This window comes from Nostoc sp. (assembly GCF_041747015.1).
Classification (GTDB): domain Bacteria; phylum Cyanobacteriota; class Cyanobacteriia; order Cyanobacteriales; family Nostocaceae; genus Nostoc.
This window is the reverse complement of the sequence record NZ_JBGTFY010000282.1, coordinates 1-12563: the sequence shown is the minus strand read 5'-3', so window position 1 is coordinate 12563 and position 12563 is coordinate 1. Positions and strand designations below refer to the sequence as shown.

12 protein-coding genes are annotated in these 12563 nt (G+C 44.2%); 5 read left to right on the top strand and 7 right to left on the bottom strand.

Annotated elements, in window-relative coordinates; genetic code table 11:
* Positions 1-99: 99 nt before the first annotated feature.
* Both ACEW80_RS23315 and ACEW80_RS23310 read right to left on the bottom strand, forming a co-directional pair.
* Positions 100-492, bottom strand: a complete 393-nt coding sequence (locus ACEW80_RS23315) for a hypothetical protein (protein ID WP_373528875.1) — start codon at positions 490-492, stop codon at positions 100-102.
* A gap of 16 nt (positions 493-508) precedes the next feature.
* The gene (locus ACEW80_RS23310; protein WP_373528874.1) at positions 509-847 is read right to left on the bottom strand and encodes a 2Fe-2S iron-sulfur cluster-binding protein; all 339 of its coding nucleotides are present in this window, start codon (positions 845-847) and stop codon (positions 509-511) included.
* 75 nt (positions 848-922) lie between these two features.
* On the opposite strand from ACEW80_RS23310, the gene cimA reads away from it, so the two are divergent.
* Positions 923-2584 (top strand): citramalate synthase, encoded by a 1662-nt coding sequence (cimA, locus tag ACEW80_RS23305; protein WP_373528873.1) that lies wholly within the window; start codon positions 923-925, stop codon positions 2582-2584.
* 321 nt (positions 2585-2905) lie between these two features.
* Here cimA and ACEW80_RS23300 read toward each other — a convergent pair whose 3' ends face one another.
* Positions 2906-3139 carry a hypothetical protein gene (locus tag ACEW80_RS23300; protein ID WP_373528872.1) on the bottom strand — a complete coding sequence of 78 codons (234 nt, stop codon included), beginning with the start codon at positions 3137-3139 and terminating at the stop codon, positions 2906-2908.
* A gap of 161 nt (positions 3140-3300) precedes the next feature.
* On the opposite strand from ACEW80_RS23300, the gene ACEW80_RS23295 reads away from it, so the two are divergent.
* On the top strand, positions 3301-5418 hold the full coding sequence (locus ACEW80_RS23295) for an NAD(P)/FAD-dependent oxidoreductase (RefSeq protein WP_373528871.1): 2118 nt from the start codon (positions 3301-3303) through the stop codon (positions 5416-5418).
* Positions 5419-5644: 226 nt separating this feature from the next.
* Here ACEW80_RS23295 and ACEW80_RS23290 read toward each other — a convergent pair whose 3' ends face one another.
* On the bottom strand, positions 5645-7135 hold the full coding sequence (locus tag ACEW80_RS23290; RefSeq protein ID WP_373528870.1) for a hypothetical protein: 1491 nt from the start codon (positions 7133-7135) through the stop codon (positions 5645-5647).
* 513 nt (positions 7136-7648) lie between these two features.
* On the opposite strand from ACEW80_RS23290, the gene ACEW80_RS23285 reads away from it, so the two are divergent.
* Positions 7649-7849 carry a hypothetical protein gene (locus tag ACEW80_RS23285; protein WP_373528869.1) on the top strand — a complete coding sequence of 67 codons (201 nt, stop codon included), beginning with the start codon at positions 7649-7651 and terminating at the stop codon, positions 7847-7849.
* Positions 7850-8073: 224 nt separating this feature from the next.
* Here ACEW80_RS23285 and tnpA read toward each other — a convergent pair whose 3' ends face one another.
* Positions 8074-8478, bottom strand: coding sequence for an IS200/IS605 family transposase (gene tnpA / locus ACEW80_RS23280; RefSeq protein ID WP_373528868.1), 405 nt, complete (start codon positions 8476-8478; stop codon positions 8074-8076).
* Between the two features lie 80 nt (positions 8479-8558).
* Here tnpA and ACEW80_RS23275 point away from each other — a divergent pair, with 80 nt between their 5' ends.
* Complete coding sequence (locus tag ACEW80_RS23275) at positions 8559-9077, top strand: helix-turn-helix domain-containing protein (RefSeq protein ID WP_373528867.1); 519 nt, start codon at positions 8559-8561, stop codon at positions 9075-9077.
* Positions 9068-9931 (top strand): RNA-guided endonuclease InsQ/TnpB family protein, encoded by an 864-nt coding sequence (locus ACEW80_RS23270; RefSeq protein WP_373528866.1) that lies wholly within the window; start codon positions 9068-9070, stop codon positions 9929-9931. Before ACEW80_RS23275 ends, ACEW80_RS23270 begins: the two co-directional genes overlap by 10 nt.
* 171 nt (positions 9932-10102) lie before the next feature.
* On the opposite strand, the gene ACEW80_RS23265 is transcribed toward ACEW80_RS23270, so the two are convergent.
* Positions 10103-11602, bottom strand: coding sequence for a hypothetical protein (locus tag ACEW80_RS23265; protein ID WP_373528865.1), 1500 nt, complete (start codon positions 11600-11602; stop codon positions 10103-10105).
* A 52-nt stretch (positions 11603-11654) separates the two neighbouring features.
* Entirely contained in the window at positions 11655-12425 is a 771-nt protein-coding gene (locus tag ACEW80_RS23260) for a TIGR03943 family protein (protein WP_373528864.1), read from the bottom strand.
* Positions 12426-12563 lie beyond the last annotated feature (138 nt).

Below are 12563 nucleotides of genomic sequence, written 5' to 3'. Positions count from 1 at the left end.
AACTAAAGACGGATCTATCCTCAGGAGTGCTGTTAGGGGATAGCTAAGGTTTAGCCCGTGCAATTAATTAATTTTACTTTTTACTCAGCACTGTTTCTGTTACCACAAAGCTCGAATTGGTTCGTTGCCTTGATTTGTATCGCTTGATGTGTTTGTTCCTGAAGTATCTGTATTGCCCTCTGTTGTACTGTCAGAAGGTGATGTTGAATCATCAGAATTTTGGGCAACACTGCTCCTGTTATCAGGTCTGGGGGCTACAATACCGCGCCTAGTTGGGTTTGTTTCAGTTGTTTCATTTCCTTCAGTTGCACTTTCATCATTCTTGCTGCCAGCACTGCTATTAACATTGATATTAGCTGGCAGGACTTGTGATTTTTTGCCACCGGGATTGTTAGCGCTTTGTACGCCCATCGGAAAGTTGATGCCTAGTAATGTACCAAGCAGAATGGCTAAACCTCCAGCCATCAAAATTAAGGGTGTCCATCTACCCATCTTGTTTTACTCCTTTTTAACCTTTTGGTGTCCACACTATTCGAGAACCTTGTCCCCAAAATCCATCAAACTTTGTCACTTTGACATCGCCTAAAACCTGAGTTTGGCAAGCTAAACGTAGGTCTGTTGTAGGAGAATGGGGAGGAAGCGATCGCCGCGCTCGGTCACGCCAATTCGCTGCTGATACTTTGCCTTCTACTTTAACTGTACAAGTACCGCAACTGCCAATGCCCCGACAGTTTATGATCTTAGTACCGTCATTGTAGAGGTGAATACTATTTTGCAGCAAAATATTTCGGAGATTGCTACCCTGTTCGCACTCAATTGTTTTACCTTGAGCTAGTACATTAGGCATTTTTAAATTGCCAAACTGGCATTTTGTTGTATATTGACACATTGCCTCGAAAGTTGTCTCGTCAGTCTCAGTTTTATGACCACAATTTCGTCACCTCAACTTTGGCTCTATGACACCACACTACGGGATGGCACTCAGCGCGAGGGGCTATCAGTATCCATAGAAGATAAGTTACGTATTGCCAAGAGACTCGATCAACTGGGAATTCCCTTCATTGAGGGCGGTTGGCCTGGTGCCAATCCTAAGGATGTACAATTTTTCTGGCAACTTCAAGAAGATCCGCTAAAACTTGCTGAAATTGTGGCTTTTTGTTCGACTCGACGCCCCAACACCACTGCCGCAACGGAACCGATGTTACAGGCTATTTTGGCTGCGGGGACTCGTTGGGTAACGATTTTTGGCAAGTCTTGGGATTTACACGTTACAACCGGACTCAAGACGACATTAGAAGAAAATTTGGCGATGATTAGCGACACGATTGAGTATCTCCGTTCTCAAGGACGTCGCATTATCTACGATGCCGAACATTGGTTTGATGGCTACAAGCACAATCCAGATTATGCTTTACAGACATTAGATGCTGCGATCGCATCTGGTGTTGAATGGCTAGTCCTGTGTGATACCAATGGCGGTACTTTACCCCACGAAATTAGCCAAATTGTTCAAGATGTCAATAGTCATTTGTCCTCGGTCATTAGTCAAGAGCCAATGACCAATGATAAAGGACAAAGGACAATTCCTAAAATTGGAATTCATACTCATAACGATTCGGAAATGGCAGTTGCTAACGCAATAGCCGCCGTTATGGCAGGGGCAACGATGGTACAGGGTACAATTAACGGTTACGGTGAACGTTGCGGTAATGCTAACCTTTGTTCGTTAATTCCCAATTTACAACTGAAGGCGGGTTACAGTTGTATCACAGAAGACCAGCTCACACAACTTACAGAAGCTAGTCGTTTTGTGAGTGAGGTGGTCAACCTCGCACCAGATGAACACGCACCTTTTGTGGGACGTTCGGCTTTTGCCCACAAGGGTGGTATTCATGTATCAGCCGTAGAACGTAATCCCCTAACTTACGAACACATTCAGCCGGAACAAGTCGGAAATTCTCGCCGCATCGTAATTTCGGAACAGTCTGGACTCAGCAATGTTTTAGCCAAAGCCCGCAGTTTTGGGATTGAACTTGATCAGCAAAAGGCAGAGGCCAAGGAAATTCTCCAGCGTCTCAAAGATTTAGAGAGTGAAGGATTTCAATTTGAAGCAGCAGAGGCGAGTTTTGTACTGTTGATGCACGAAGCTTTGGGAGGTCGTCAGAAGTTTTTTGAAGTCAAAGGTTTTCAAGTCCACTGTGACTTGATTGAGGGTAAAGAAACTAGTAACGCCCTAGCTACGGTCAAAGTCGCTGTTGAGGGGAAGAATATTTTGGAGGCGGCGGAAGGTAACGGTCCCGTTGCTGCATTGGATGCGGCTTTACGCAAGGCTTTGGTGAACTTTTATCCCCAAATAGCAAAATTTGATTTGACAGATTACAAAGTGCGGATTCTCAACGGACATACGGGCACTGCGGCGAAAACCCGTGTGTTGATAGAATCAGGCAATGGTCATGAACGCTGGACGACGGTAGGGGTTTCCACGAATATTTTGGCGGCTTCCTATCAAGCGGTGGTAGAGGGCTTGGAATACGGTTTGTTGTTGCACTCTCAAGCAGAAGCGGCTTTGAAAGCTTCTCGTTGACAAAAACCACTATGTAGTGTACTGAAATTTACGCCTCAGTCTTTTTTGTGTCGTTTTCAACCGATCGCACTAATGTTAAAAGAGGTAAAAGCAATTACTTTTACCTTTTTCCTGACTAGTGCCTAGTACTGATATGGTTAATTTAGTGGCTTCTGTGTCATTAATGCAAAAATAGCAAATCAATTGCCAATATAATACTGACAATTATCGTTACTCATATACCTAAAATGTGTAGGCGCAGCCCGCCGCAGGCATCGCTAATATTTAGGTGCAGACCTGAAAATCCCATGCTGCGACCAAAATTTGATCCTATGCAAGGTTTTAAGAGAACTTTTCCCAAGATTGGGCAACTAATTGGCTCAACCAGCGACGTTGTTGCCGATCCAGCAGTGGATCATCTGCTAGCAACTGAGCGGTTAATTCTTCCAAAGATTGACCCTGAGCGCGGACAATTTTAATGACTCCAGCGATCGCACTGGCAACTAGTTCTGCATCAATGGGCTTTTGTCGCAGGGCAACAATTTCCTGGGGACTGTCTGGAATGGGATAATTCATGGCGTGGGTTTAGAGAAATACAAAATGAATAATAAATTTGATAAACTCTTAAAATTTCTTCACTGAATCTTTACCAAACTAATAGGGTGGAGCTTACTTTACTTTGTGTCTTCATAAAATCTGTCTGAGTAAGTAGATTGATCGGATATGTCAGGATAAAGATGAGAGAAATCCTTTATTTAGAAGTTCCAACTCCAGATATAGCAACTGTGCGTAACTGGTTACAAACAGACTTTGAACCCGGAAATGGACAAAAAGTGCTTACCTCGGAAGGCTTTCGCCTCAAAATCCCCACTGCAACTACGACTGCTACCGGGGCTATTTCCGAAAACTTGCCTGCGGAACTTTCTGTATTTGTCTGGTCAGTACAACGAACTACATATCTGAAAGTGTTTCGTTGGGCAGAACAGCCCTTTCCCAAAGAGGAGCAAATTCTGCAACGGCTGACCAAGGAAATCAGAAGCCGTTTTCCGTGTCATTACCCAGAACCGCCAGCAATTGATTTATCCCAGCAATCGATTTTTGCAGCACTAGCCTCTGTTTATCCCTTGACGGTCAAATATTTTCAGAAAATGCCCAACGGGGAATATGACCTAATACGTGCCTACTGGTGGGAACAACGATGGCGCGAAGGGGTACGGAATCCGCAGCAGCCGCGTCAAGTAGTGTTTTCGCAGGAGAGCAGGACAGAAACAACCAATGCCCCATGCCCTATGCTACATGCCCAATACGACATAATTTATATCGGTGGCGCATTAGGGGCGATTCATGCAGCACTGATGGCAAAACTCGGATATAAAGTCTTGCTGGTGGAACGAATGCCCTTTGGGCGGATGAACCGAGAATGGAATATTTCCCGCGATGAGATTCAAAGCTTGGTTAATCTGGGTTTAGTCACCCCCGCTGAGTTAGAAACCATCATTGCCAGGGAATACAAAGACGGATTCAATAAGTTTTTTGATGCTAATAATCCAGCCAAACTGCGATCGCCTGTTCTCCACACACCCACAGTCCTAAATTTAGGCTTAGATTCCGAAAAATGGCTGCAAATGTGTGGGCAGAAATTGCAAGCGGCAGGCGGTGATATTTGGGATGAAACAGAATTTATCCGTGCAGATATTGATATATCACAAGTTTTTTTGAAAGTCAAGCATTTACCGAGTCAGATTGAGAAGCAAGTAAGTGGACGATTGCTAATAGATGCAATGGGTACTGCGTCCCCCATCGCTTGGCAATTAAATGGGGGTCGGGCTTTTGATAGTGTATGTCCGACAGTGGGAGCGGCAATTGAGAGCGGATTTGAGCCGGGAGTATGGGATTCCCAATATGGAGACGTTCTTTACAGTCATGGGGATATTTCGCGGGGAAGGCAGTTGATTTGGGAACTGTTTCCTGGAGCAGATGAAGAACTGACAATTTATTTATTTCATTACCACGAAGTCAATGCTGAAAATCCCGGTTCCTTGCTAGAGATGTACGAGGACTTTTTCACGATTTTGCCAGAGTATCGCAGGTGCGACATGGACAAATTGGTGTGGAAAAAGCCGACATTTGGGTATATACCGGGGCATTTTAGTGTGGGAAGTCGCGATCGCACAGTTGCCTTTGATCGATTGATTGCGATCGGTGATGCCGCATCACTCCAGTCTCCCCTCGTTTTCACCGGTTTTGGTTCCCTAGTTCGCAACTTAGAGCGCTTGACAACGTTGTTAGATACTGCTCTCAAACATGACTTGTTGAGTTTCCGCCACTTGAACCAAATTCGCGCCTACCAAAGCAACGTTTCAGTGACTTGGCTATTTTCCAAAGGGATGATGGTGCCCACAGGTAAGTTTTTACCACCGCAACGAATTAACTCCATGCTCAATACCTTTTTTGGGCTGTTAGCAGACGAACCTTTAGAGGTGGCAGATAACTTCATCAAAGATCGGTGTGATTGGTTAACCTTTAACCGCCTAGCAATCAAAGCAGCTAGTAAAAATCCTGCCTTGCTTTTATGGATTTGGGAACTGGCTGGGCCAAGGGATTTGCTCAGATGGCTTGGTAGTTATTTCAATTTCGGTCGTCATGCCCTAGTTAGTGCTTTGCTGAGTCCGTGGTTTGGGCGCTTCTTGAGTCGGATAGGTTTTTGGCTGGAACCCCGGAATCCGGGATTATGGCTGTGGCTGTTGGCGATTAATTATGCGATCGCCACAGGCAAACCGCGATCGCGCGCTCAAGTAGTAAAAATCAGCCCAGAAGCCATAATTCCCAAGTCAGAAGCAAGAATTAGTCATTAGTCATTGGGTATTGGGCAAAACAGTTCCGAGTTCCGAGTTAAGAGTGCTGAGTAAAAAAGTGAGATTCCCTACTCAGCACTCTTAACTCAGTACGGGCTAAACCTTAGCTATCCGCTAACAGCATTTTTGATGAGCATTGGGCATTAATCACTTGACTCCCAACTCCTAACTCTCAACTCAGCACTCTTCTCTTAACTCAGCACTCAGCACTCTCAACTCAGCACTCCTAACTCTTGGGGCGGAAATTTGGCAATTCCACAGATGCCAATGACTTACGCCCCTTGGGTGGACGCTGGGGATAAACCACCGGTGAAGGTGAATTGGCATCATTCGTGTTATCACCTGATAACTCTGAGGACAATTGTGAAATTTCTAACCAGTAGTCTTCACTTTCTTCAACAGGCGTGTCGGTGTGAGGTGAAGTAGAGGAAACCAGTAAGTTATCGTCTGGTGAGAGTACGGAATCTGTCGTCTCAGAAGTGGAGGTAGTTGCAGGAGAAGTAATTTCTGCTTCCAAGTGTTCCTCATCATCTTCTAGGATTGTTGTTAAAGTCTCCCAAATAGGTAGATTACTATCCACATCCGTTTTCACAACAGGCGGTGGTGATGCCGATGCAGGCTGGGAGGTGAAAAACATTTGGATTAGACTATCTAATTGCTGATCTAAATTTGATGAACCCAAAGGTGAAACAACTTCCGCTATATCTGGGGAATCGTCAATTTCTGGAGATGGTTCGGGTTGTGTTGGTATTGGCGTGTCTTTCTTAACTGTCCAGTTCCAAGAAGATGATGGCGTCGGAGTAGGTTCATTTTCTTGGAATGGGAGTGGTGCTGAGGGTTCACCCCAAGAATTATCTAGATTATCAGTCAATGATTCTGGTTCTGCTGACCAAGGTTGAATTGGCTGGACGTTAGGAAACAAAGACCGAGCTTTTCTAGAGAATCTTCCTTGTGCACTAGTTATATCTTTAGGATGTTTAGCAGTATCGTCTAGGGAGTCACAGCCGGGAACCGATGTATCTAAACATTTTTCCAAAGCTGCTTTGAATTGCAAAGTCTGGCGTTGTTGTCGCATAAGTCTAGTACGTAACTCCCGACAAGCAGTTTCTGATTGCAATAGCTGCTGAGACTGTTCGGTGTTGTTAGTGTGTAGCAACGTACATTCTCGCTCTAACTGGGCAAGGCGTTGTTGGCTAATTTGTAGCTGTGCTTTATAACTATCAATAAAAAGTTCCTGGCGTTGAACAGTTTGTACAGCAGTTTCTAATTGTTGAAATAGGGACTTTGTTTGTTCTTGAGCCGCAGCCAATTCCTGAATATGTTGGTTGAGCATCGACTCACTAACGCTGGAGCGCGTTTTCTGCCACTGCAAAACCTTTTCAGACTCAGCTAGGTTATCTTTTAGCTGCTCCACTTCTTTATACAAGTTATTGTTAGCTGCACGCAATTCTTCGTTCAATGCCAGCAGGTTCTGAAATTCCGAGTCAATGAGTGCTTGTTTGCCGCTTTCCGGCTCTGCAACCCAGTCATGCTGGGTGGTATCTTGTGAAAATTGTGTATCTTCAGCTGGCATGAGGAGTGGCAGTTTTCTAACTGCCATATTGTCATTAGGCACAACTGAGTAAAAGGGGCAACTCGCCTGCTCTGATTGTGGCGAATTAGCAGAATTTAGGGATTCGATCACAGCCCCCTTATTTGAGGTGTCAGCTTCATTCATCACTCTTGACCCACCTGCCTAAAAATATTCAGCAGTGCTGGCATTAGCATTGCTTATCAATTAACTGTGTCTAATCAGGGTTTGCTCTAGAAGCTAAGTTTAACTCTCTCCAAGCACCAACAATTAATCATCAATTGGTGTTCCCTATTTTGGATCTAGACTGATGCCGTTATAACACTATGATCCTCTGTTACGTCAAGAAGCTCCGGTGTCAGGGCTATTTCATTCTCATCTAGCCCGCCTCAGAATAAATTCTGAGTCTAATAGCACTCATTCGTCTAAAGACGACTGAGACTCATGTTATAGTCCGTTTTAACGGACTTTAGCTATAAGAAAAGGAACTTTAGTTTTGGGCGGTTTATGCCTAGTCTGAAATAGCCCTGGCTCCGGTGTACACACAAGTCTAATGCCTTTTGATCTTCTCCTATTACCTCTCTTAATCCTTCCTTGCAAAGGCTACCGTATACACACAAATCTTTTAAAGTTACTGCGTAACGTAGGGTAAATTAATTTTTGCGAGTCGATATAACTAAGGTGCGAGTCGATACAACTAAGGCGCGAGTCGATGCAACTAAGGTGCGAGTCGATACAACTAAGGTGCGAGTCGATACAACTAAGGCGCGAGTCGATGCAACTAAGGCGCAAGTCGATACAACTAAGGCGCGAGTCGATGCAACTAAGGCGCGAGTCAAAAGACTTGTATGTACACCATAGGTAAAGAAGAGGACAAGGAAGAATTTAAGCCCATATCTCGCCTCTCTAGAGATAGGGAGAGATAGAGGGGAGAGAGGAAACCCCACGAATTATAAGGAAAATGCCGAAAACCCCTGAGAGACAGGTGCGTAAGCACCGTATCTCGTACTTCAGGCAGGGGATGTTCGCACTTGCGTCTCCCCTTGGGAGAAGGCTAACAGCACCATGAAAGGGTGTTCTGACTTTTAATCTTTTTGGTGTGCTATATACTCTATTACGTTCTTTGTAGAAATATTGCCAGCAGTTGAAACAAAGTAGCTGGGTGTCCATAGAGTTGGGAGTTTAAGCAGTTCTGGAAACTCTTTTCTTAAGTGATGAGAAGCCCGTCCTTTAATCCTATTCATGATTTGGGATGGGTTGTCTGTTGGCTTCACGTTCAAAAATAAGTGAACGTGGTCAGGCATAATTTCCATTGCAATAATTCTCCACCTAAATTCAATGCAAACCTCACAGATGATTTCCTGTAATCTCTGTGCTATTGCGTCTACCAATACCTTCTTTCTGCGTTTGGGTATAAAAACGAAGTGATAGTTAAGAAGTGATATTGCATTGCTTTCATGTCTGTATTCATCTGGAGAAAAACTTCCCATTTTCTATAATTGCTGATTGTTCTTTGTATATATGTAGTGTATATTTAACTAAGCTAATCAACAACGGGAGGTGATAGTATTTGCTAACAAATTACGCCTACAAGCTGCGCCCCAACGTCACTCAGTCGGATAAATTGGACGGATGGCTAGATATGCTTCGCTCTACCTACAACTGGAGTTTAGCTGACAGAATAGCCCAATATAATCAGCAATTTATTCAGGGAGACTACTGTGATATCAGAACTAGGGGAGAAGCTTGTCCACTCACTTGTTTTGTGAGCAAGAATGGTGCAAGTGGCGAACCCTGGAAGGATGCCAAACATAACTTGGATGGGAAACTTAAAAACCCACGACGCAGTGCTGGAGATATCCAAGTAACGGCATTGCCAGAGTTAAAGAAAGCTAGACCTTGGTTTGGTCAAATTGACTCTACAGTGCTACAGCAAAATGTCAAACGTCTTGATGCTGCATACAAAAACTTCTTTGTTCGCGTAGCGTCTCCCTTTCCTGCGGAACGCTACGCGAACGAGAAGGTCGCGGCTTTCCTCAGTTCAAAAACCGCAGTAACTTTACGTCTTTCACTTACCAGATGGGCGTGAAAGTTCAGGATAGTAAAATCTATCTTCCTAAACTAGGGTGGATGGGTTTTTTCAATTCCCGCTTGATACCAGATGGATTTACCATCAAAGCTGCAACAATTCGCAAGCGTCAAGATGGTTGGTACGTCTCGATTAGGATTGAAGATAAAAGCATTCCAGATTACCTATCAAAACCATTAAATGAAGTTGATTCTATCCTTGGTTGCGACTTAGGGATAACAAAACTTGTCCATCTCTCCGACAGACATCAAATTGATAATCCTAAGTTTTCAACCAACAAGAAATCCTTACGCACTCTGAAAATTAGACAGAGAAGAGTTAGCAGAAAAATCAAGGGTAGTAAAAATCGCAAAAAGGCAGCTAGGAAGTTAGGGCGTTTTCACAAAAAGATTACGGATAAACGAGTCGCTTACCAGTGGGATATCGCTAACAAGATAGTATCTAGAAAGGTTGATGCTATTGCGTTAGAGGATTTAAATATCAGGACAATGTTGAAGCGTTGTAGGGTAAAAACTGATGAAAGTACTGGTAGGTTCTTAAAGAACGGACAATCGAGAAAGAAAGGTTTGAACCGTGCTATCTCTGATGCAAGTTGGGGTGAGTTGATTTTAAAGATTGAGTATCTCGCTGCAAAGCTTGGAAAAGTCGTAATTAAAATTAACCCTAGACACTCATCCCAAGAATGCAGAAAATGTGGACATATTGATAAGTCTAATCGTGATGGTGAGAAGTTCATTTGTACAGAATGCGGACATCACGAACACGCCGATATCGGTGCTGCAAAAACTATCAGAGATAGAGCTTTTAAAATAGTACGGGGGGACTCCCCGGAACTTGCTGCTGTAAGCAGCTAAACGCCCAAAAGGTGAGCCAGTGCGGTCTTGGGGTTTCCCCAAGACCGCACTGGCGGTATCACCACGCTCGTTTGAGCCTTCGTGGTGAGTTTGGGAACCTGTGCAAGCAGGATATTAAGGCTGTGAGGTCTTAAGAATCTCCGCACCTTCAGGTCGGAGAGTGTCAATCTCTTAAGGTAGCCACCGGGGACGAAACCCGGCTAAGGGGAGTTGTTCTGGTCTAATTTCAACAGTCGCAGCATCGGCAATGGGCAACAGAGGCATTAACCATAGGCTACTGGTAGCGATCGCATCTCCCTCATCAGTTTTCAAAGTGTTTGTGGGTAATGATGCTGTCGGTTTTGTCTCTGGTACTACTTGGTCAAATAACAAACCCAAACCGTCGGCAGATAAACTCATTTGCACATTCCGCTGATCGGGAGGCAATACTAGCAATGGCTTCTGTTGCCCGGTTTTTAGGTCAATTGCCACTACATAAGGCTGTTCTATGTATTGTTCCTTGGATACTAGCTGTGTCAGCAAGCAATAGAGCGTGGGTGAGGCGATGTCAAATTGGCAGCTGAGAATTGAGCCTGTTGTTTTTAATAGTTGTTTCTGCACACCTTGGTTTGTCACTAAGAACAAATCTCGCGTGTAATCTGTATTAAATCTTACCATTGCTGCTTGAGAGCCATCTTTAGAGAAAGCCTGTACCAAACCAAACTGCGGCAGAAAATCTAGGGGTTTATTGGCATCACCTTGCAGTGGTAAGATTGCTGCTCCCTGTCCTTGGGCAACTGCTACGGCTTGACTATCTGGTGTGATCATAAAGTCTCCCCCCGGTTGGCTTTCCAGACGTTTGAGGGCGGGTTTTTCTGCTGAACCGTCACTAGTTGCTGACATAAACCATAGCCCAAAGTCGCCGGGATTGGCTTTGTTTCCCCGTTGGATGACAATAGTTTGCCCATCGGGTGATAGGTCAAATTTCAGATTTTGATAATCTTTGCTATCTAAAATCAGGTCAACTTTGCCTGCTGGCTCTGCTTCTTCTCCAGATTTACCAGAAACGCCTGTTGTCACTGTGTACAGTTGAGCGGAAAGTAAGTCTTCGTTTTTAGTGGTGCGAGCCGAAAATAAAATTTTCTCCCCATCAGGAAATGACTCAAAGTCCATTGCTATCAGGTCTTTGGGGGTAAGTATCTTTTTTTGCTCCTGACTCAAGTTGTAAAGAACTAACCGTCCCTGTTCTTGTTGATCGGTTCCGATGTAAAGGATGACGCGATCGCGTGTGCGGAAGCTACCTACAAAGGGCTGTATCACCCGATTTTTGCCTTCTTGCTGGGCAAACTTATCTTTTGCTTGCTGCAACTGCACTTTATAATTCGTGCCGTAGGGTGCTGGTGTCAATAGTGTATAAACCATCCGCCGTCCAGCCCAACTGAATTTACCTGCTAGGGGTGGATCAATTTTCAAGTTATCCTCAACGCTTTTGATGTCCATTGGACGGCTGAAGGTGAGGGTGAAGGAGTTATCTTCTGATCCGATTTGTTGATTTTGCCAAGTAAATTCCCGGACACGAGCCGTCACCACATCGCCTTGCAATATGATTAACCCAATCAGCACACTCAGCAGTAGTATTAGGGCGATCGCTATCCGATCCAGTGGTTGGATAAATGCTTTAGATTTAATCATTGGTTATTGGGCATTGGGCATTAACAAATGACAAAGGACAAAGGACAAATGACTAATAGCTATAAGGATTCTGCGGTTGAGGAATCTTTTTGAGAGATGTAGCGGCAACAGTAAGTTGGCGTTTTCCGGCAAAATTTTCTGTAACCATTTGTCCTTCGACTTCCAGCCAGGTATCAGGGGAGTAACGCTCTTGATTATTTTGTAATTTGATGGGCAATCCCACAGGGTAAGCATCTGCTGCACAGCAAGTTAAGACAAATCGTGCTAAAAACAAATATTCTTTTCCTATATCAGGCGGGTGAATGACAAATCCCTGTACTTTAACTTTTTGTCCTGTATATGAATCTGGTTCTGGATAGACATTGACGGTGCGTACCCAGTCTACAAGCGATCGCTCTTCTGGGCGAACAGTAGCCCGAAAGGCTTGGGGTTTGACGCGTGTGCTTCCCAATAAATCAGCCGTCACACCCCTTTGCAGTGCTTTGTCACTAGCAAAAACTTGCGGTGTAATCATAAAACCGAGAATCGCTGTAGTCAACAATAAAGCACTGCCCCAACCAGGGGGAAATAAACTAATATGCTGGGTATTTGGCGTCACATCACGGCGACGCCGTTGCCAAAGTTCCTGCATCTTGAACAAACCAATAATGATGAAGCTGATACCAGCCACAATCACCAACCCAAAGTAATTTGGGTGAATCAACAGGTTGAGCTTGTTAGTTAGCCAATATCTCAACATCAAAATGCCCCAAGCTGTAATTGCTAGAGCATCCAGCCAAGGGAGTAACAGATTTGGGATTTTAGATTTGGGATTTTTAGTCATTAGTCATTAGTCATTGGTCATTAGTCATTAGTCATTAGTCATTAGTCTATTAATCCTTAACAAAGGACAAAGGATAAATGACAAATGACTAGTTTTTTAAAAGACGTGCAAATTCAGAAAAAGAGTGAACACAAATGT

Bases quoted from the DNA above. Each gene is read 5' to 3' on its own strand.
- ACEW80_RS23260 (WP_373528864.1), bottom strand. From the start codon at position 12,425: ATGACTAAAAATCCCAAATCTAAAATCCCAAATCTGTTACTCCCTTGG.
- ACEW80_RS23290 (WP_373528870.1), bottom strand. From the start codon at position 7,135: ATGAATGAAGCTGACACCTCAAATAAGGGGGCTGTGATCGAATCCCTA.
- ACEW80_RS23265 (WP_373528865.1), bottom strand. From the start codon at position 11,602: ATGATTAAATCTAAAGCATTTATCCAACCACTGGATCGGATAGCGATC.
- cimA (WP_373528873.1), top strand. From the start codon at position 923: ATGACCACAATTTCGTCACCTCAACTTTGGCTCTATGACACCACACTA.
- ACEW80_RS23310 (WP_373528874.1), bottom strand. From the start codon at position 847: ATGCCTAATGTACTAGCTCAAGGTAAAACAATTGAGTGCGAACAGGGT.
- ACEW80_RS23295 (WP_373528871.1), top strand. From the start codon at position 3,301: ATGAGAGAAATCCTTTATTTAGAAGTTCCAACTCCAGATATAGCAACT.
- tnpA (WP_373528868.1), bottom strand. From the start codon at position 8,478: ATGGGAAGTTTTTCTCCAGATGAATACAGACATGAAAGCAATGCAATA.
- ACEW80_RS23300 (WP_373528872.1), bottom strand. From the start codon at position 3,139: ATGAATTATCCCATTCCAGACAGTCCCCAGGAAATTGTTGCCCTGCGA.
- ACEW80_RS23270 (WP_373528866.1), top strand. From the start codon at position 9,068: ATGGGCGTGAAAGTTCAGGATAGTAAAATCTATCTTCCTAAACTAGGG.
- ACEW80_RS23315 (WP_373528875.1), bottom strand. From the start codon at position 492: ATGGGTAGATGGACACCCTTAATTTTGATGGCTGGAGGTTTAGCCATT.